Origin of the sequence: Salibacter sp., from assembly GCF_031581065.1 — a bacterium.
Lineage (GTDB): Bacteria > Bacteroidota > Bacteroidia > Flavobacteriales_G > Salibacteraceae > Salibacter.
Map to the genome: position 1 here is coordinate 34,186 of NZ_JAVLBN010000009.1, position 19,555 is coordinate 53,740.

General features: G+C 39.6%; 18 protein-coding genes. 7 read left to right on the forward strand and 11 right to left on the reverse strand.

The features are described from left to right. Window positions 1–31: 31 nt before the first annotated feature. The gene (locus tag RI557_RS03925; protein ID WP_310682248.1) at window positions 32–586 is read right to left on the reverse strand and encodes a DinB family protein; all 555 of its coding nucleotides are present in this window, start codon (window positions 584–586) and stop codon (window positions 32–34) included. Between the two features lie 101 nt (window positions 587–687). Here RI557_RS03925 and RI557_RS03930 point away from each other — a divergent pair, with 101 nt between their 5' ends. Continuing rightward, the gene (locus tag RI557_RS03930; RefSeq protein ID WP_310667764.1) at window positions 688–1,749 is read left to right on the forward strand and encodes an o-succinylbenzoate synthase; all 1,062 of its coding nucleotides are present in this window, start codon (window positions 688–690) and stop codon (window positions 1,747–1,749) included. Beyond that, window positions 1,746–2,783 carry an AMP-binding protein gene (locus RI557_RS03935; RefSeq protein WP_310682250.1) on the forward strand — a complete coding sequence of 346 codons (1,038 nt, stop codon included), beginning with the start codon at window positions 1,746–1,748 and terminating at the stop codon, window positions 2,781–2,783. Before RI557_RS03930 ends, RI557_RS03935 begins: the two co-directional genes overlap by 4 nt. Here the strand turns inward: RI557_RS03935 and RI557_RS03940 are convergent. The 4 genes from RI557_RS03940 to RI557_RS03955 form a co-directional block, all read right to left on the reverse strand. Next, on the reverse strand, window positions 2,777–3,601 hold the full coding sequence (locus RI557_RS03940) for a universal stress protein (protein ID WP_310682252.1): 825 nt from the start codon (window positions 3,599–3,601) through the stop codon (window positions 2,777–2,779). The genes RI557_RS03935 and RI557_RS03940 overlap by 7 nt on opposite strands. Before the next feature lie 55 nt (window positions 3,602–3,656). Next, on the reverse strand, window positions 3,657–4,439 hold the full coding sequence (locus RI557_RS03945; RefSeq protein ID WP_310682254.1) for a hypothetical protein: 783 nt from the start codon (window positions 4,437–4,439) through the stop codon (window positions 3,657–3,659). Window positions 4,440–4,448: 9 nt separating this feature from the next. After that, entirely contained in the window at window positions 4,449–5,258 is an 810-nt protein-coding gene (locus RI557_RS03950) for a universal stress protein (RefSeq protein WP_310667760.1), read from the reverse strand. A 105-nt stretch (window positions 5,259–5,363) separates the two neighbouring features. Beyond that, window positions 5,364–6,074, reverse strand: a complete 711-nt coding sequence (locus RI557_RS03955; RefSeq protein WP_310667759.1) for a Crp/Fnr family transcriptional regulator — start codon at window positions 6,072–6,074, stop codon at window positions 5,364–5,366. A gap of 252 nt (window positions 6,075–6,326) precedes the next feature. On the opposite strand from RI557_RS03955, the gene RI557_RS03960 reads away from it, so the two are divergent. Genes RI557_RS03960 through RI557_RS03975 form a run of 4 tightly spaced genes read left to right on the forward strand, consistent with a single transcriptional unit; the run spans window position 6,327 to window position 12,619 of the window. After that, window positions 6,327–8,807, forward strand: a complete 2,481-nt coding sequence (locus tag RI557_RS03960) for a hypothetical protein (protein WP_310682256.1) — start codon at window positions 6,327–6,329, stop codon at window positions 8,805–8,807. Further along, window positions 8,804–9,895, forward strand: a complete 1,092-nt coding sequence (locus tag RI557_RS03965) for a hypothetical protein (protein WP_310667757.1) — start codon at window positions 8,804–8,806, stop codon at window positions 9,893–9,895. The genes RI557_RS03960 and RI557_RS03965 overlap by 4 nt, the downstream gene beginning before the upstream one ends. Before the next feature lie 3 nt (window positions 9,896–9,898). After that, the gene (locus RI557_RS03970) at window positions 9,899–11,305 is read left to right on the forward strand and encodes a hypothetical protein (RefSeq protein WP_310667756.1); all 1,407 of its coding nucleotides are present in this window, start codon (window positions 9,899–9,901) and stop codon (window positions 11,303–11,305) included. A 3-nt stretch (window positions 11,306–11,308) separates the two neighbouring features. Then, window positions 11,309–12,619 carry a glycosyltransferase gene (locus RI557_RS03975; RefSeq protein WP_310667755.1) on the forward strand — a complete coding sequence of 437 codons (1,311 nt, stop codon included), beginning with the start codon at window positions 11,309–11,311 and terminating at the stop codon, window positions 12,617–12,619. Here RI557_RS03975 and RI557_RS03980 read toward each other — a convergent pair. Further along, window positions 12,616–14,973, reverse strand: coding sequence for a TonB-dependent receptor domain-containing protein (locus tag RI557_RS03980; RefSeq protein WP_310682258.1), 2,358 nt, complete (start codon window positions 14,971–14,973; stop codon window positions 12,616–12,618). The two genes, RI557_RS03975 and RI557_RS03980, sit on opposite strands and share 4 nt — an antisense overlap. Next, window positions 14,942–15,355, reverse strand: coding sequence for a transcriptional repressor (locus RI557_RS03985; protein WP_310682260.1), 414 nt, complete (start codon window positions 15,353–15,355; stop codon window positions 14,942–14,944). Before RI557_RS03985 ends, RI557_RS03980 begins: the two co-directional genes overlap by 32 nt. An 85-nt stretch (window positions 15,356–15,440) precedes the next feature. Between RI557_RS03985 and RI557_RS03990 the strand changes: the two genes are divergently transcribed. Next, a complete protein-coding gene (locus RI557_RS03990; RefSeq protein WP_310682262.1) occupies window positions 15,441–15,887 on the forward strand; it encodes a DUF4625 domain-containing protein in 447 nt (148 codons plus the stop codon). Between the two features lie 77 nt (window positions 15,888–15,964). On the opposite strand, the gene RI557_RS03995 is transcribed toward RI557_RS03990, so the two are convergent. The 4 genes from RI557_RS03995 to coaBC all read right to left on the reverse strand — a co-directional run bounded on the left by RI557_RS03995 (window position 15,965) and on the right by coaBC (window position 19,551). Further along, complete coding sequence (locus tag RI557_RS03995) at window positions 15,965–16,597, reverse strand: peroxiredoxin (protein ID WP_310682264.1); 633 nt, start codon at window positions 16,595–16,597, stop codon at window positions 15,965–15,967. Window positions 16,598–16,708: 111 nt separating this feature from the next. After that, window positions 16,709–17,440 (reverse strand): class I SAM-dependent methyltransferase, encoded by a 732-nt coding sequence (locus RI557_RS04000; protein ID WP_310682266.1) that lies wholly within the window; start codon window positions 17,438–17,440, stop codon window positions 16,709–16,711. Window positions 17,441–17,468: 28 nt separating this feature from the next. Continuing rightward, window positions 17,469–18,374 carry a DUF4835 family protein gene (locus RI557_RS04005; RefSeq protein WP_310682268.1) on the reverse strand — a complete coding sequence of 302 codons (906 nt, stop codon included), beginning with the start codon at window positions 18,372–18,374 and terminating at the stop codon, window positions 17,469–17,471. Next, a complete protein-coding gene (gene coaBC, locus RI557_RS04010; protein WP_310682270.1) occupies window positions 18,355–19,551 on the reverse strand; it encodes a bifunctional phosphopantothenoylcysteine decarboxylase/phosphopantothenate--cysteine ligase CoaBC in 1,197 nt (398 codons plus the stop codon). The genes RI557_RS04005 and coaBC overlap by 20 nt, the downstream gene beginning before the upstream one ends. Window positions 19,552–19,555: the final 4 nt, after the last annotated feature.

The window sequence follows — 19,555 nt, forward strand, 5'->3', positions numbered from 1 at the left end:
TCAAATAATAAGGAAGTGATTTGAAGTGCTTTTAGTCTACTTTTCCTTTATGTAAGACCCTCTTCCCCTGCTCAACGTGCCTTAGATTGTGATTGACGATCACTCTGAACATGTCTCCCAGTTTGAATTTGATAAATTGGGCTAGCGATAAACGAACTTTTATTTTATTGAGGTCTTTTGAGCGAGCTGCATCGATGAGGGAAAGCCATTTTTCCTGTTGAACGAGAAATTTATCCAATACATCACGATTGACATTACTCTCAACAGGTTGCATGCTTTTGGGAGCTTTCATTTTCGTTTCTCCGGGTTGCATTTTCTTAGCGAATAAATCTCCAAAGAATCCGCTCTTAAACTGGTCAGAACCGGGGGCATCATCGGCTTTGGCAATGCTTTTCTCAAATTCTCTTATATACAGCTCGCCAAATTTCACGAGATGAGCAATGCACTCCAAAACGCTCCATGAATCGGGGTTTTCTTTGAAATTGAGCTTTTCATCGTCCATGAGCTTGAACTCCTTGACATCTCCAATAACATTTCTCGTTTGCTGTGCCAGTTCGTTGAGTAGTTCTGCCCGATTCATTTTCATACTGCAAATTTCAACTTTTTTATGAACGGTTTTGACCATCAAAACTAATGCAGCGAAGTTTTTAAAAGTATCACCAATTCAACAATACATATCTTTGTGGCATGACAAATGACAAAAAGTTCACTCTTCGTTTTTCAAAATACATTCTCAACTTCAAGAAACCCAGCGGCACATCTCGTGGTGTAATGACCGAAAAGGAAACGTACTTTTTGGTTCTGACCGATGAAAATTCAACCGTTCAGGGTTGGGGAGAATTTGGATTACTTCGCGGACTGAGCTTTGACGACAGACCGGGTTACGAAGAAAAACTTCAATGGCTTGTTGAACACATCAACGATGACAGGGATAAACTGATGAATCAACTAGCTGAGTGGCCTTCTATTAAAATGGGGCTGGAAATGGCTTTCCTCGATTTCGATAACGGTGGTAAGCACATTTATTTTGATAGTGATTTTACGAAAGGAAAAAAGCCAATATCAATCAACGGACTCATTTGGATGGGCTCAAAAGATGATATGCTCAGTCAAATAGAGCAGAAAATTGAAGATGGGTTCTCCTGTATTAAAATGAAAATAGGGGCGATAAATTTTAAAGAGGAACTCGAATGTCTCAAGTTTATCCGCGACCATTACAGCAGCGATAAAATTGAACTCAGAGTTGATGCCAATGGCGCATTTGATCCCGATGACGCTCATTTCAAATTAGAAGATTTGGCTCAGTATGATATTCATTCTATCGAACAGCCAATAAGAGCACAACAGTGGGATGAAATGGCGGAGCTCTGCCGCTACTCTCCTATCCCAATTGCACTGGATGAAGAATTGATAGGGGTTTTTGAGTCTGACCTAAAAAAGAGCCTCCTCGATGTCATCCAACCTCATTACATCATTCTCAAGCCTTCATTGATTGGTGGTTTTGAGTCGGCATCAGAATATGCAAAACTCGCTGAAAAACGCAATATTGGCTGGTGGGCAACTTCAGCGCTGGAATCGAATATCGGGCTTAACGCCATTGCTCAATGGACAGCCACTACCGGAAATAAAATGCCTCAGGGATTGGGAACCGGCTCGCTTTACAAAAATAATTTAGAAGGTCCCACTTACGTTGAAAATGGATCTTTACATTTCGATCCTGATTTTGAATTTCAAACTTTCCTTCCATGATCTTAAAAGTTGGTGAACTCACAATTCACAGCGACTTACTCGAAGAATCCATCAGTCAGCTATCGGCTCAACAGCTTTCCATTATGCCTCAGTGGAAGCAAAACGTCTTTACTTTTCTAAGAGAATGGTTTGATGAAAACGATTATATCCGGGCACAAACATCCGGTTCAACTGGGAAGCCTAAAACAATAAAGCTTTCAAAGGAGAGTATGCGCAACAGCGCAAAGATGACAAATGAATTCTTTGATTTAGGTAATGGTCAAAACGCTTTGCTGTGCATGGATGCGCGTTTCATAGCGGGCAAAATGATGATCGTAAGATCACTACAGGCAGATATGAATCTCACAATCGTAGAACCTCAATCAAATCTGTCAGATTCATTACAAACAGCATACGATTTCTCAGCTATGGTTCCTTTACAGGTTAAGGAATCAATTCAGGCTCTGGATTCGATCAAAACCCTAATTATTGGCGGTGGACCTGTCGATGCTGATCTCGAAAGTAAACTTCAGGAAATCTCCACAAAATGCTATTCGACTTACGGAATGACCGAAACAACGAGTCACGTAGCTGTGCGTGCTATCAATGGATCTGACCGTAACGAGTATTACAATGCTATGCAAGGTGTGAGCTTTTCGTTATCAAAAGAGAAAACACTTGTAATTGATGCGCCTCATCTGAATGTAAGGAGTTTGAAAACGAACGATGTTGTAGAACTTCAGGGGAACTCTTTTAAGTGGCAGGGAAGAAGTGACTTCACTGTGAATTCTGGCGGAGTAAAGTTACAACCAGAGTCTATTGAAAAAAAGATTTCTCAATTTGTAAATGTCCCGCTTTACCTGACCGGAACTCCTGATGAAAAACTGGGGGAAAAATTGATCATGTATGTGGAGTCTCAAGAAAATGAAGCCATAAAAAAAGGGCTTGAAAATGCTTTTCAAACCCTTGATCAATATGAAATTCCAAAAGAGGTTATCTATCGTAAAAGTCTCGAGAGAACAAAATCGGGAAAGATCAAACGAATCGTTTATTGATCTTTCACTGCCAAAAGAGGCACTTTCGTGTGATAGGAAATCTCTTTTGATATACTTTTCCTGAAGAGTTTGTTCCAAAAAGTAACTTTACGTGGAACAACTACCAGCAAATCTGCATTTACTTCTTCAATGAAATCATCAATTGCTTCAACAATGTTGTCATCATGCAAGCTGTGAAAACCAAAATCAATACCTTCTAATGTTTGATTGATTTTGAGTCTGTTTTTTTCTTCTTCTAACGTTTCACCTAAATCACCTGATTTCACAACATGAGTGAGAAATAAATGAGCATTATATTTTTTGGCAAGTGACTTTACCGTATCAAACACCGAACTATCTTTGATATCCTGTAAGTCTGCTGCAAAAACAATTTTCTTTATCGGGCTGAATAAAAACCCTTCAGGTATTGAAAAAACGGGATATTCAGAATCAGCGATTACTTTTTGAGCATTGCTACCGAGGAATGTCTTTTTGAGTCCGCTAGCACCAGTTGTTCCCATCACAACAGCGTCAACATCATTTTGATTTGACCAGTGAGCAACTACATCATCAACAGAACCGTGCCTCGATTCAGTGTCAATTGTAATTCCATTATACTTATTATTGAGGTATTCGAGTTCTCTCTTTAAGTCGGCAAGACTCTCTTTTTCGAGCATTTCATCAATTGAAACGAGCATGCCACTTGACCCGGCATTGGGTGTTTCATAAGAGTTGAGTAATGTGTAGCGAACACCATCAATACCAAACAACTTTACAGCATAATCAAATGCGTTGCGAGCATTTTCTGAAAAATCAGTAGGAACGAGGATACTTTTCATCTTTTTTGTTTTGTCTTGTCTTATGAATTAGGTCGATTCAAAGATACAAAGAACCTTAAATAACCGCAGCTATCGTTGCAACTTTAACGTTGAGGAAATATTTCTCTATCAATTCTGCATCGGGATTTGAGCCGGTTACTACAATCGTGTTTTGATCAACATTGAGGTAAGTGCGCAATTTATCAGGTTGTTCACCTGTAAATGGATGCACAGCAATATTACTGCAATGTGTCTTGAGATAATCGACTATCAATTTTTGCTGAGTCAGGTGCTTGCTCGAGTAGCTGGTAACATAATCGAGTAAACTCACTTCCCACCTCATGCAATAATCATCAAAAACCTGGCAAAATTGCTTAATCGCGTATAATGAAGATGATGTTCCATCATCGATAAGTATAATACGGTTGATTTTCCTCAGTGAGTTTGGCAGGATCAGAACCGGAACATTTCCTTTACATGCCTTATTTGAACAGTTTTGTGCAAAACGCTTTACTGTTTCATTTTGTGCGATGACTAAATCGGCAAATTGGCAATATTCAGATAGGCAAAAATCGTCATGATGTATTTCATCAATCGTGAAGTTGGATTTTTGCAAATTATTTTGATCGATAATATGACGAATGAGCGACTCGTCAACTGTGTTTTGCGGCCAATTACCGGTCTTGATCAATGGCAGAATGTTAATCGGATCTGACCGTGAATTAACTGATAGTTCGTTTTTGCTAAAAACAATTTTAACAGTGTGCTCTGAGTCCCTGAAATACTCGAGAGCAAAATTGAGAGCTTCAAGGGACTCGAGCGTTGAGTCGAGCAACACTATTATTTGTTTAGCAGCCATTTTAGTTGTTTATTCTGGAAATAATATCCTGTTATTCGATTTCTTTTCTGGAAGTTTCACACTCAGAACCGGAATTTGAGACTCGCTGGCAACAGTCTCGGTTAAACTACCAAGTAACACTTGCGAAAGTCCTTTTCGGCCGTGAGTTGTCATCGCGATTAAATCAGCGTTTACTTCTTTAGCAAACTTGTTGATTCCCGCATCTTTCGATTCTTCATTGTAAATATTAATCGTGTAATTTTTGAGATCGTTGCGATGAGCAAAATCAGTCATCAACTTACGCGTGTAAGAAGTAGTTTCAAAATTTTTAGGTGTAATAACTTTGAGCAGATGAAGTTTTGCGTCATTGAACTCAGCAAACTGCTGAATTTTTGGGAATACAGGTTTAATCTCATTATAGAAACTGGAAGCAAATACGATATTCTCAATTTTAAATTGTTCAATTTTATTTTTGATAACCAGAACAGGGCGTTGCGCTAACCTCACAACACGTTCGGTGTTAGAACCAACAATTCTACTCGATAGTTTTTCACCTCTTGCACCCATTACGATGATATCAACATCAATATCACGGGCAGTTTTCACAATTGCTCCCTCGAGTTTCTCCTGAAGGAAAACTGATTTTACTTCTATACCCTTGAGCTTATCGCTTTTTAGTAACTCGTCCATTTTCTTTTGTGACTCCTCTACCTTCTCCCTTTTAGAAGCAACGTGTAGAATGTGAAGACTTGAGTTAGTTGTACGAGCTAAGTCAGCGCCAATTTCAAAAGCGTTAGTTGCAAGATCTGAAAAGTCTGTTGGTACTAAAATATTTTTCATGCCTAAAAATCTTTTACAAAGTTGATTTAGGCTGAAAAGTATTAAAATGATTGCAATCAATCCCAAAAATGATAATTATCATAATTTTAGAATTGACTGAAAAAGCTAGATATTTCCTACTCTAACCAATTTTTCAGGCTCTAAGACTTTGATTTTTCGACCTTTGGTCTCGATGAGCTTCTCGTCTTTAAAATCGTGTAAAAGTCTGATAATTGTTTCAGTTGCTGTTCCAACGATATTAGCTAAGTCTTCCCTGGTTAGGTTGATCTCAACCTCAGTCTCATTTCCCGCAGCCGGATCTACATCGTATGTATCTTTTAACATTAATAATGTAACAGCCAAACGCTCACGAACAGATTTTTGAGCTAAGCTAGTTATATTTTGTGTCATAGCTCCCATCTCTTGGCAGGCTGCCTGCAACAATTGCTGACCAAACGAAGGTACTCTTGTCAACATACCCAAAAACTCAGACTTAGGAATGAAACAAACCTTTGTATTTTCAAGTGTTTCTCCTGAAACCGGGTAAAGTTCGTCACTTACCAGGGCTTTATACCCGAGTAAGTCACCACCGCTAGCTATTTTTATAATCTGGTCTTTTCCATCATCCCCTGTTCTGTAAACCTTTATTTTTCCCTGGTTTACACAGTAAACACCAAGCGGCCTAGTTCCCTCATGAAAGAGAATTTGACCTTTTTTATAAAAAGCACAGGATTTGTGGTAATTGATATTTTCTATTTCTTCATCAGGAAGTCCCTTGAAAAGTGAATCATTTTTCACCCCGCACTCCTCGCAACCTACATAAACTTGTTTACGCATGTGTTACTTGTGATTTCATTATTTGTCTGTAAATATACAAACTTAGTTACGAATAAAAGAAGCAATAAGGTTTAACAGTACTTTAATATTTTCCTATTTTTGGAATTAATCCCGAAAAGAAATTATTCTTATTAATATTCAAACAACAGAAAAATCACTCAATCTATTAATTTACAAAAGGTTATTGCTATTCTAATCAAGATTAATAACTATCTGCACAATTTCTGTAATTCTCAGCAAAATGAAAATTTGATGAATAACTTTTTGGGAAGCCTCAACAAAATACTGACCCTCCTCATCTTCGTCACTATTCCTTCAATTTACTTCAGTCAGGAAGCAACTCCTGTTGAAGAAGTAGATGGATTGTTCTACACAGTTCAAATTGGAACATTCTCATCACCTGAAACTCCTGAGTCAATTGTCGAGTTAAGCGATGTCTATTTTGAAAAAATTGATGATACCAGATATCGATATTTGGTTGGGGTGTTCCGCGAAATGGAATTTGCCCGAACAAGACAGGAAGAACTCATTAACGAAGGATTTACTGGTTCCTTTGTCATAGCCTATGAAAATGGCGAAAGAATCAGCTTGCGAGTGTTGAGAGAGAGAATGGTTCAACAAGATGAAAACCTGCAAGACACAAAACTCCCGGTTTTTAAAGATTCACCAACACAGAGTGATCAAAAAAACGAAACAGGTTTCAACTTTGAAATCACAAATGGAAACGTCCTCTCTGAAGCTACTCGTGAAGTATCAGATCTCTTTGAGAACCAAATTCTCGACTACCGCGAAATGAGGCCTGAAGTGGAACCTCTTACAGCTCAAGATCTATTCTCAATCCAGTTCGACAGCATTAGTCAGGTCGAGCTCGACAGCGCCTTACTAAGAGAAGAAATCAAAAGATTGCGCAATGATTGGGGGCTCGACTTCAACACCTGGTACATCTACAACTTTGAACCCGGGCTGGGACCTGTTGAAGATGTATTCTACAGACAAAGAGCCAACTTTACGTTGGAGATGAATCTTCTCAAAGGCGGACTCTACAGTAATCGAAACAAAGCAAAGCAACTGGAAAGAGAAATCGAGCTGATGGATCTTCGCCACAAAGAAGAGAGCGAACGCGATCGTTATGAAGATCTTTACAACTACACGATATACTTGTTCAATCTCGAAAAACTCAAATATATTGATGAGCGCATCAAACTCTTAAACCGCAAAAAACAAATATTGGAAATGCTCTACACGAGCAAAGACAAAACCTGGGAAGATGTACTCGAGCTGCGCGGACAAATTACTCGTGCTCAAAGCATGTACAACAAATGGCAACAGTACAACACAATCCTCAAAGATAAAGTGATGGAAGATTTTCCGGTGGAAAGAGGATTAACAGCTTCAAAACTTCCCGTGCTCCAGCTAAACCCAGATTCGCTTTTTAGTCAGAGCCAAAACGCCAACACTGACACACTGCGCGAACAAATGCAAAGACTGAGAAGAGAAATCATAGAAATCGATCAAAACAGATGGAAAGATGTTGGCCTTAGACCGTTCTTGCGCTATACACTAATCGGTGATAATGGAAATCCCGTTGACCGTTCTTTTTCCTCTGGCGGAATAAGCCTCGACATTCCTATTAACTGGAAAGGACGCAACTCACTAACCCAGGCACAAATCAATGCCATTACTAATGTAGATTACGTGAAAGAAAAAAATGACAACCACGAATTGCTCAACTACTACTATGAATACGAATACAAGTTAGAGCAACTCATCAGCCTTCAATACAACTACGGAAAAATAGAAGAACGACTCCGCAAACAAATCATACGCTATCAATTTAAAGACCCTGGTTTTAGCCCATTATTAGCTGTACAGTACCTCGATGAAATGCTATCTACACGCATTGAAATGATCGATACAAAGCAAATGCTCTACCTCAAAGTCATCAAAATGATGGAGTACATGCAAAGCTACTCACCACTCCAGTTTTCTGATGTTCTGGATCTGCAAGAAAAAACGAAAAAGTACAAGAACAAGCGCGACATGTATTGCTGGTCAGATTTCTTCTACAATCAAAACAACCTCTTCCTCATCCATTACCTAAAAGTCAATGAAGTTCGCAACTTCATCCTTTCGGTCGGAACCGAGATAAACCGCAACAAAGTTGAAGACTTCGTAAGCCTTGCTAACCGCTACGATGTCAACATGCATGGAATGATAGGCAACAACGGACTCGCTCTCGATGTGCAGCCCGATGCCATTTTGGAATACGTTGAACGCTTCCATCAAATGGGATTCAAAGGAATTCATTTTGATATTGAGCCACAAACATTCCCAGATTGGGACGGAAACAAAGAAATGTATCTCAACAATTTGATGGAGACATTTAGAATTGCACGCAAATTATGCAACGATCATGGCATGAAGTTGAGCGCCTCTATCCCCACTTACTACCCCAAAGAGCAATTACCTGAAATATACAGTCTGCTCGACAAAGTCTACTTAATGGCCTACGAGCGGCCAGATATAGAATTTATTGCTCGTAAAACAAGTGAAGAGTACGCCATAAACAAAGAGAAAACTATACTTTCTTTGCGCACAAAAGACTTCAATAATCGTTTAGTTATGGAAAAATTCATTGAAGCATTAGATGCCGAAATGGAATTTGAAGAAATGGCAATTCATGACTTGGGCACATTGTTTGAGATGGATTACGCAACCTCATTTGAAGAATGAAAAAATTTCATTTTAAAACACAAGAAAGCATTATTAAGGGGATCGAGGAAAAGCCGGTTAAAAAAGGCTTTAACTGGGATCGCGTGATCTACCTCGTTACACTCTTAATCATTGTAGTGAGCTTTGGCTCTTACTTCATCAGTAAAAGTATTAAAGTTACTGCTGAGTCTGAAGTAATAATGGATAAGTTCAATGTTACATTCACCAATGATGTCATCGTAACCGAGTTTTACGTTGAAGAAGGTGACTCAGTAAGAAAAGGGGACAGCCTCTTTAATTACATACTCTCGCGCGAAGCTGATGATGATAACATGTTTATGTCTAACAAGAATGATCGCGGCTATTCCAAAGAAACTGAAAACTACCTTGTTAGGGAAAAGCTACAAACTGAAAGAGATCTGCAAAAAGCTCGAATGGAAATCAAATCCTTAAGGCGAGAAGTTGAAACGTTAAAAAAGGATATCGATAGAACAGAGAAGAAAGTATTCCTCGATATTGAGCCACCATCAGCTATAACAAGTCTTAAAAAAGATATTAGTAAAGCTGAAATGAAAATTAAACAGCAGGAAGACGAAATCGACTATCTGCAAAACTACCTGGCTATCACGAACAAGAAGCTTGAAAACCTTAGATCGCAAATCCCGCAGGTTAATATTGGAGAACTGCAAGGGATACTGAGTGGCGAGGTTAATAGGCCTGAAGAATACACTTACATCTCTCCCAAATCGGGAATGATCTCTCAGGTTTATGCAAGAAGTGACGAAGTGCGATACAAGTCAACTCTTGTTTTAGACATTATTGAGTACCAGGGACTGCACATCCTGTCCTACTTTAGACAAAAAGACCTCAAATATATTGAGGCAGGAGATAAAGTTGATGTCACCTTCCCTGACGGCACAAAAAGTGCAGGTATAATTGATAAGATGTATCCCAAAACTGCAACAATGCCGGATAGGTTGTACGACTCGGGAAGTAAGGTTGAACGGAGAATTAGAGCGGTAGTTGTACCACTAAATGTAGAAGAAGCATCAAAATGGTATGGCTTTTACAAGATCAATGTGATCGTTTCTAAGTCTAAATACTTTTAGTAAATGGATCAGGTACAGGACAGTGTTACCATAAAGCGAATTGAGAACGACTACGATAAAGAAATTGTTTTAGTAAGCGATTACGATAATTTCGATATCAAAAAAGTTCCGTTATACGATGCATTAATTCTCGACTTCACAGAAAGAGATAAATGCTTAAAGGCTATTCGTGATGTGAGAGGATCAGGTATTGAAAGTATTTACCTCATTCCCTTATTTGTGCTGAGTATTGCTGAAATCAAAAATCAGGAGATTATTGAGTTGGCTGATGGTGTCATCAATAATATTCAAACTGATAGCATTAATACATTTGTCGAGAATGTGAAGAGCAAAAGAAGACAGCTCAAACCTTTTAACATGAATGCTGAGATTAATAAAAATCTCGTGAAAATGTTGAGGTATTCTTACAGTCGTGACAAACTGATGAAACCTGTCAAAGACCGCCACCACATTATCGGATACAAATATCCCATACTGAGTTTGAGCCTGGGTGACGACAATGCTCGTATGCAAATACAAACTGTTCACGAAGCGGTTGAGAAAGAATACTTCAAAGCAGAATATGTCGATCGCCTTCACCTTTGCGGAAATTGCAGCTCAGGTTTTTTGAATTACAAAGAACTCGATCCCGAAACGAATTCATCTCACCTCGAAACTGAAAATCTCATCCACCACTTTACCTGTGCCTACATTGGGCCAGAAAGTGACTTTGTTAGAGGTGATCAATACATTTGTCCAAAATGTAATAAGACACTGAGACACATCGGTGTGGATTACGACAAACCCAGTGTGATGTACCACGTTGTTGGATCTGACCGATATTTTCAGGAGCCTGTAATGAAAGCCGAGTGTATGAGTTGCGGGCACCAAAATGAGGTTGAAGGACTACAGCAATACGATGTTTATAACCTGGCTTTAACTGAAGAAGGCGTTGAGGAAGCAATTCAGCCTAAAGGCTCACAAAGCGTCCAGGATGTTGTTTACAGCGGTTTTATTACTTACAGTACATTTGGAACCTTCCTGCGCTACGAAATTGAACGTGTTAAAACATCGAGTCGTAACAGCTCTATAGGACTCATCAGGTTAAATGTAACTTCAAAAATTGAATCTGAATTAGGTACTCGTTACGGTAAAATTATTGAGGAAATTTCTTCATTCATATCGAATAATACTGATAGTTCGTGCATCTTGTCGAGGTCAATGCATTCATTTTTCATACTTTTCCCCGACACGCCACTTGAAAAATGCCAAATGAAGATTGAAAAAATCAAATCGGCAATTACAGAGTTATTGAAAAACAATGTAAAAGACCAAAACATCAATGTTCACTCTACAGTTCGTGAAATCACTCCAACGAGTGAATATCAAACTGTGTTAAACGATCTTAGAGCGAGCATTCTTAACGACTAGTACATGTTTGTCGATTATTGGGAATATTTTGTAAACTACTGGTTTGAGAAAAGCTACCTCGAAATAATTAGAACCTTTTGGTACTTTTTCATTTTGGAGTTACCTCGTTTCCTGCTTTTTGATTTCATCATTGTAATCTCAGTAATTCTCAACAGGCAAAACCTCAAAACTCGCTATCAAAAGGCTCGCAAACTGTTGTGGGCTGAAATGCCGCTCATTTCTGTCATTGTACCTGGAAAAAATGAGGGAAAGCACCTTTACAAACTGGTAAATTCTTTAAAGGAACAAACTTACTTCAACTACGAACTCATCGTTGTCGATGACGGATCTGACGATGAAACTCCTCTTATTGGCCGGGATCTTGAAAAGAACGGCTACATTGATAAGTTCGTGCGAAATGATGTGAGAGGCGGAAAGGCCAGTGCAGCTAATCTTGCATTGCGCTATACTAAAGGAAAATACATCGTACACCTCGATGCAGATACATCATTTGACCGCGACTCCATTGAAAACATTTTGCTCCCCTTCTTCTTTGGTGAAAACATTGGCGCTGTTGGTGGAAACATTAAAGTACGCAATGCTGAGGATAGCTTCTGCTCAACGTTACAAGCTATCGAATACCTGAATACAATTTCCATGGGTAGAATTGTTTCTACCGAATTGGGAATTTACCGCATTATTTCCGGTGCATTTGGCGCTTTCAGAACCGATGTCATCAAGCGTTTAGGTGGCTGGGATATAGGTCCTGGCCTGGATGGTGATATAACAGTAAAGTTCAGGAAACTGGGCTATAAAATTCACTTTGAACCAAAAGCTGTTGGACTCACAAATGCGCCTACCAACTTTCCCACTCTCAGCAAACAGAGATTACGTTGGTCAAAATCACTGATCCGCTTTAGAATTCGCAAGCACAGCGATATTTACATCCCGGGAAAAAACTTCAACTTATTGAACTTTATCTCCTTCGTAGAAAACGTAACTTATGATGTAATACTGAACTTTTTGTGGTGGTTTTACATCCTCGATATAGTCATCAATAACATGCGGATGTTAGCCATCGTCATCCCGCTCAAAGTTTTCATGTACATGATCATGGATTTTGTTCAGTTCACGCTAATTCTCATGATTAGCGAGCGCTGGAAAAAAGAGCTCAAACTGTATCTATACCTGCCTGCAATGGTGTTTTATAACAGCTATTACATGCGTTTTATAAGAACGATGGCTTACTTCAAAGAAATATTCTGGTTCAGCTCTTACAAAGACCCATGGAACCCGGCCAAAACGTCAATCAAAGCCTTTAGAAACAAGCTTTAGTTTGTTTGTATTTTGAATGGTACGATCAATCTAACTGTAATATTGCGACCCGGCTCAGGTAAATTCAACAACCTGTAACGGTTGAGATGGTTGAGATAGCGTTGATCAAATAAGTTTTGCGCTTCAATTCTTAACGTAAATGGAAACTCTCCACGACTCTGCAAGCCCACCCAGGCTGAACTCACATGATAACCCGGAGTAGCTTTTTCGTTGCGATCAACCCGGTTCTGATCAAAAACCTTTTGGTGTCTATACCCAATTTTCAACTCACGGTCAGAGCCGAGCTTAGCCGAGTACTCAACTTCGTGACTGAAACGAAATGGCGGTGTGAAGGGCAGCGGCAAATTCGTCTCAATATTGTAGTTGTGGACATAAGCAGATTGATGACTGAAAGTAAAGTGCTCGTTCAACCTGTACTGTATTGATAATTCATACCCCGTGTAAATAGCATCGTGCTGAGTGTACTGCCACAACTGATCTCCTTCTGGAAGTTGAGAGAACCGATTTGATGGTCTCAAATAAATGAAATCCTCAAAATAGTTGAAATAAGTTGATGCGTTGAACTTCCACTTCTCGAGGCGCGATTCAAATGATAGATCAAACTGATAACCGTGCTCGCTTGTCAGTTCTGAGTTTCCTTTCTCATGCCTGAATGTTCCGTGGTGAACGCCATCACTTGCCAACTCTGCAGCAGTGGGAAAACGAAAGCTCTTCCCGATGTTCAGTTTCAATTCGTTTTGGGTGTCAATATCATAACGCAGCCCCACACTTCCAGACCAACTCGAGAATTGTTCATCAAGAGCACCATTTAAACTGTAATAAAGTGTATCGTTTTGCGAATCAAACATCAACCTTTCATGAGCTGTTGTGTTCACGCTACCTATATCGTATCTCAGTCCGCCTGTGAAAAACAACTTCTCGCTTACTTTTCGTTTTGCGAGTGAGAATAGACCGTAACGCTGAGTTCGATGCTCCGGAATTAAAAACTCAAAACCATCAATTTTATTCTCTTGCCATTCTCCACTCAGTCCGGTTATTGAAGTCCACTCGCCAAATGAACTTTCCAGTTCAACACGAGAGGTAAGCGTCACGAGATCAAGGTTGAGTGCTGTTGAATCCGTAATTCTTGTGGCTCCGTGTGAATGTGGTTCTGAAAACTCAGATCTCAAATTCTGTTGCAAACCAGCTTTAATACGCAAAGTGGATTGGCCCAGGTAATAGTTTCCCTGTAACGTAACCATATCGTGCTGAATTTCCTGTCTCGGCAAATCGATATCCCGGCTATCATCATCAGATTGTAAATCGTAAGCCCTCGGTATTCCTATAGCCCCGGGAAACATCCCGATTTCCATATTGTAAGATGATACATTTATCCGGGTTGTGCCCCAATCGCGTTGCAAACCGATTTCACCACCGTAGTGTAACTCATTACCTGCAGTGTTTTTCAGTTCATTTTGTACAATGGGCAAAACGTACCGATTGTAGTTGAAGGATTCGGCCGGGACTTTATAGTCACCAAATGTTTTATACGTAATTCTTCCACGAACAAAAAAATCGTTGTGGTTGTAGGCCAATTTTGAGCTGGCTCCAAAAGTGTTGTTGTTCGATTTGTAAAAAGTTTGGGCTTTGCCTTCAATGACATCTTCTTCAGGAACCAGAGCCGGTAAAATATTGATTACGCCTCCAAGTCCGTCAGATCCATAAAGCAGTGAATTGGGGCCTTTGACAACTTCAACTCGTTCAACTCCAAACTGATCGATTTCGAGTCCGTGATCTGCTCCCCACTGCTGTCCGTTTTGTTTAACTCCATTGTTGTTGACCAAAACCCTGTTGAAGCTGAGTCCGCGAATAACCGGCTTACTCACTCCCACTCCGGTATTTAAAGCATTAATACCTGGAATCTTTTCAAGTGTTTCCACAAAATTATTTCCACTATTTTGCTCAAAAAATGCTGCTGTGAGCTCCCTGTTATCGAGGGCATCGTGATCAGTTGCTTTGTGGCCTTCAATGATGATTTCATCGATGTTTTGGACAGAATGCTTCAACACGATATTGAGATGAGTATCATCATTCACTTCAACGGTATCAACATAGTCGTGAAAACCCATGCTTGATATTCTAAATACATGCTCACCAGGATTTACTTTTAAGCTGAAACGGCCATTGTTATCTGTAGCTACCAGGTTAAATGTATCTAATAATTGAACATAGGCATCTGGCACTGCGTGCCCATGTTCGTCAGCTACAGTACCGGAGAGCCTGAACTTCGATTGGCTCTGACCGTTAACGGCACAGTACAACAAAAGAGTTAACACAACTATTTTACGCACGTTGACAGGTTTTACAAATGCCATTGGCAACCATGTAAACATCGTTGATCATGAGGTCGTTAGGTAAATTCATTTCAGGAATTGGCAAGTCGAGACAGTAACTGTTACCGCATTTAGTACAGTGAAAATGAACGTGATCATCCTCGTGGCTGGAAATATCACAATGGTCAGAACACAGCGAAAAACGAACCGTTCCTGTTTCATCGTACACTTTGTGCAAAAGGCCTTTATCCTCAAATGAGTGAAGTGTTCTGTAAAGAGTAACCCGATCAAAATGATCGCCCAGTTTATCTTCCAGCTCTGCATGAGAAAGAGCCCTACCTGCACTCAGGTACTCTTTCAAAACCTCAGTGCGAGTAGCTGTTTTGCGTAATTTGTGTTTTTTTAAAAGATCAGTTGCTTCCATATAATGAAACTTTGTTGCATTTATTTTTGCAATTTAGTTGCATTTGCAATATTATTGCATTTACAAATTTAAAACGAATTTTATTATGAAAAAGGTTTCACTATTTATGATGGCCATTAGTTTGGCATTCGTCAGTTGTGACAAAGACGATGATGACGATAACAATCAAAACACAGACACAGCAAAACCAGTTGTGACTGTGATAAGTCCCGCAAAGCATTCAGAATTTGCTCCGGGAGACACTATTCACTTTGAAGGTGAAGCACTAGACAATGAGGCTCTCTCAGAAATGAAGGTGGACATTCACTGGGCTGATGATGGTCACTCTCATGGAGGTAAAAGAGCGTCAACGGCCATGAAGTGGGATGAAGAATTTATTTATGAAATTTCTGGAAGAGAATGGCAGTTTCATGAAGACATTATTATTCCTTCTGATGCTGATACCGGAATGCATCACTTTATCGTATCTGCTCTCGATAAAGCCGGTAACCAGTCAGAGTTTGTTGAAGTAGACTTTCATGTTGAAAAGTGATGTTGGTTTTACCCAAACAAAAAAAGGCCGTTTCGCTCGAAACGGCCTTTTTTATTTACAATTGAATTTATCAATTATTAGTTTTTAGAAAGATAATCAGCTACACCTTCGTGTGTACCTTTCATTCCGCTCTTACCTTGCTCCCAGTTTGCCGGGCAAACTTCTCCGTTTTCTTCGAAGAATTGAAGAGCATCGATCATGCGAAGCGCTTCTTTTACGTTACGGCCAAGTGGCATGTCGTTAACGAGTTGGTGACGAACTACACCTTCTTTGTCGATAAGGAATAATCCGCGGTAAGCTACCATTTCACCACTTGTTGCCAATTGGTCATCTTCATCGTAGTAGAAGTCGCCAGCTAGCACATCGTAGTTGTAAGAGATTGTTTTGTTAGTATCAGCAACTACCGGGTAAGTAATTCCATCAATACCACCATCATCTTTTGACATTTGTAACCATCCCCAGTGAGATTGCTCAGTATCTGTTGATACTGCTACAACTTGTGTATCGCGATCTTCAAACTCTTTCAATTGCTCTTGAAATGCGTGTAATTCTGTTGGGCAAACGAAAGTGAAGTCTTTTGGATAAAAGAACAGTACAATGTTCTTTTTACCGATGTACTGATCCAGAGAAAAGTCTTCAATGATTTCGTCTCCGTCAATTACTGCTGCCGCATTGAAGTTAGGTGCTTTTTTTCCTACTAATACTGCCATTATTATCTGTTTTTAATTTGTAATTCAATTTCACGTGCAAATGTAATAAGTGAGACACCAAATAGCTAAATAATTATGGTTAATAGTTTTTTATCAACCCATTAAGTCAAGTTATAGTTTAGGCTCACAATAAAAGATGCAACGTTCACTGGTTGCTTTATCGAAGTTATCGAGTTGGTAGTTACCCCAAACATCCACTACCTCAAAACCTGCCATATCCATCATTTTGGATAAATCATCAAATGTAAAAGCATTGACTTTTTCAAAGTACTGAGTATCGACACTATTCAGCTTATCGATAATTCTGATTTTTTTAACGATGATTCCATCTTCCACATAGCGATTGATATGGAACTCGCAGCCATCGATTTCTTTCATTTCGGTGGAAACCATATTCTCGATAGCATGTTGCGAATTGAGAAAGTCGAGAATAAAGCTGCCGTGTGGGTTGAGCTCTGACCGTACAGATTTCAACACTTTGAGATTGTCAGAGACGTGATCAAAGTACCCAAAACTGGTAAAGAGATTGAAAACCGCATCAAATGTTTTTTTGATCGGTTCACGCATATCGTGAACGATAAATTTAATTTCTTCTGAGATGTGATTTTTTGCGTGCTCGATGCTGTTTTTACTCAAATCGGCACCGGTAACGTCAAATCCAAGTTGAGCGAGTGTTTGGGAATGCCTCCCACGACCGCATGCGAGGTCGAGCACCTTTGCTCCGCTATTGAGATCGAGTCGTTTTACAACTCGCTCAATAAACTTTTTCGCTTCACTTTCATCTCTGTTTTTGTACAGAGTGTGATAGTAATTTGTCTCAAACCAATTTTCAAACCATTCCACAGCGCGCAAATGTATGGAAGTGCTTTATTTAACCTGAGATCTCGCTCCATTTATTGGAGTTTGCAGGTGATATTTTATTGAGTAAGTTGACTACTTTGCGCTGTTCATTACCGGGAGCTTCACTAAAAATGTTGACAATTTCGCTAGCTTTTGCATTGAAAAACAAGCGCATGTTGATGTTATTGGGTAAGTTATCGTAAATCGGTTGTAGTTTTTCCAGCGCTTTGTAAATATTTTCCCGGGCTTTTGTTTGATCATCCATCATTTGATCCATTCCGTTCCTGTGATACTCATACATGCAGGTTCTCAAATTTTCAAAGCGCGAATCCAAATAATTTGTGGCAATCCAGTAACGGTTCGTTTGACTTTTAAACGCTTCCCATCCAGAGATATCAGAACCCTGAAATTGGTTTGCTATATTGAGTGCTTTGTTGATGTATTTCTCTCCACCATCGGGAGAGAATGTATCGTAGTCAAATCCGATTACTAAATAGGTATAAAAAGCGAAAATCGCTGTGAGGTTGTTTTGCTTGGCTGATTGTTCTGAGAATTGTAACACGTCAAACTTGGCAAACTCAAACTGGACCTTATCATCTTTGTGGTTGATGAGTGGTGTACTGTATGAAGATCCGTAAACTGGCCTTCTCGATTGAATTTGAATATTACCTTTAAACCGATCACCTGAAGCTTCATTAATCCTCAACAAAATGCTAAACTCGATGCGCTCGTGAGCCTTGAATTTATCAGTCGTCCATTTACGGTTATTGACAAATTCGTAAAGGTTGTTTTCAAGCGATTCAAATAGCGTTCTGTCAGTATTGGAAATTTGCTGTGCATCAACCTCAACTGTACAATTCACATCCTGTGCGCTAACTGTTTGAAACAGCAGGCCAATTAAAAAGGTTACGAATATCTTAGAGTGAAATAATTTCATCGACAAGGTCTTTAGCGATCTCGGTTTTTTGTTTTAACTCAAATTCACGCGTTTTATTTTGCCCGATAAAAGTAACAACATTTGTATCGTGTTTAAAACCTGCTCCTTCAGTTTTGAGTGAATTCAACACAATTAAATCAAAATTCTTCTTTACGAGTTTCTTTTTGGCGTTTTCAAGCAGGTTTTCAGTTTCCATTGCAAAGCCAATCAGTTTTTGGTCAGATCGCTTTTTAGCCCCGAGGGATTCCGCTATATCAGGGTTCTTCGTAAGCTCAAGCGTGATTGAATCATCAGACTTTTTGATCTTTTCATCACTGATATCTTTAGGCCTGTAATCTGATACAGCAGCGGCCATGATTCCCACATGGCAATCACCGTAGAGTTTTGTTGCTGTATTGTGCATCTCCACTGCGCTCTGAACGTGATGAATAGTGATATTAGGATGATTCACTTCAATCCCTGACGGACCTAACACCAGGTCAACTTTACCGCCACGTTTCGCTACTTCACTGGCAATTGCGATTCCCATTTTACCGGAACTGTGATTGCCAATAAACCGAACGGGGTCCAGAGATTCATAAGTAGGTCCGGCAGTAACGAGATAACGCTGGCCATCTAAAGAGTTGGCTGTTTGGAAAAAACTTTCAAGTTCATCGATGATATGCTCCGGTTCTGACAGCCTCCCCTGCCCTTCAAGTCCGCTGGCCAGCTCACCACTTTCTGATTCAATGATTTCATTTCCTCTGCTCCTGAGCAAATTGAGGTTAGCCTGTGTTGAAGGATGACGATACATGTCGAGATCCATTGCAGGAGCTACCATAACAGGACATTTTGCACTCAGGTAAGTTGCCATCAACACATTGTCACAAATTCCCTGAACCATTTTCCCCATGGTATTAGCTGAACAGGGCGCTATAAGGAGTAGATCGCCCCACATTCCCAGTTCAACATGATTATTCCAAATTCCCTGATCGTGATCCTGCACGTAAGAAGAAACAACCGGATTTTTAGAAAGCGTACCAATTGTGAGCGGTGTGATAAACTGAGTTGCATCAGGTGTCATAACAACCCTAACATCAGCACCATTTTTCACCAGGCCTCTAACAAGAATAGCGGCTTTATAGGCCGCTATACTGCCGGTTATACCGAGAACAATTTTTTTATTTTGAAGGCTCATAAAA

Coding starts and splice junctions, on each gene's coding strand:
- RI557_RS03925 (WP_310682248.1), bottom strand. CDS start 586: ATGAAAATGAATCGGGCAGAACTACTCAACGAACTGGCACAGCAAACG.
- RI557_RS03930 (WP_310667764.1), top strand. CDS start 688: ATGACAAATGACAAAAAGTTCACTCTTCGTTTTTCAAAATACATTCTC.
- RI557_RS03935 (WP_310682250.1), top strand. CDS start 1,746: ATGATCTTAAAAGTTGGTGAACTCACAATTCACAGCGACTTACTCGAA.
- RI557_RS03940 (WP_310682252.1), bottom strand. CDS start 3,601: ATGAAAAGTATCCTCGTTCCTACTGATTTTTCAGAAAATGCTCGCAAC.
- RI557_RS03945 (WP_310682254.1), bottom strand. CDS start 4,439: ATGGCTGCTAAACAAATAATAGTGTTGCTCGACTCAACGCTCGAGTCC.
- RI557_RS03950 (WP_310667760.1), bottom strand. CDS start 5,258: ATGAAAAATATTTTAGTACCAACAGACTTTTCAGATCTTGCAACTAAC.
- RI557_RS03955 (WP_310667759.1), bottom strand. CDS start 6,074: ATGCGTAAACAAGTTTATGTAGGTTGCGAGGAGTGCGGGGTGAAAAAT.
- RI557_RS03960 (WP_310682256.1), top strand. CDS start 6,327: ATGAATAACTTTTTGGGAAGCCTCAACAAAATACTGACCCTCCTCATC.
- RI557_RS03965 (WP_310667757.1), top strand. CDS start 8,804: ATGAAAAAATTTCATTTTAAAACACAAGAAAGCATTATTAAGGGGATC.
- RI557_RS03970 (WP_310667756.1), top strand. CDS start 9,899: ATGGATCAGGTACAGGACAGTGTTACCATAAAGCGAATTGAGAACGAC.
- RI557_RS03975 (WP_310667755.1), top strand. CDS start 11,309: ATGTTTGTCGATTATTGGGAATATTTTGTAAACTACTGGTTTGAGAAA.
- RI557_RS03980 (WP_310682258.1), bottom strand. CDS start 14,973: ATGGCATTTGTAAAACCTGTCAACGTGCGTAAAATAGTTGTGTTAACT.
- RI557_RS03985 (WP_310682260.1), bottom strand. CDS start 15,355: ATGGAAGCAACTGATCTTTTAAAAAAACACAAATTACGCAAAACAGCT.
- RI557_RS03990 (WP_310682262.1), top strand. CDS start 15,441: ATGAAAAAGGTTTCACTATTTATGATGGCCATTAGTTTGGCATTCGTC.
- RI557_RS03995 (WP_310682264.1), bottom strand. CDS start 16,597: ATGGCAGTATTAGTAGGAAAAAAAGCACCTAACTTCAATGCGGCAGCA.
- RI557_RS04005 (WP_310682268.1), bottom strand. CDS start 18,374: ATGAAATTATTTCACTCTAAGATATTCGTAACCTTTTTAATTGGCCTG.
- coaBC (WP_310682270.1), bottom strand. CDS start 19,551: ATGAGCCTTCAAAATAAAAAAATTGTTCTCGGTATAACCGGCAGTATA.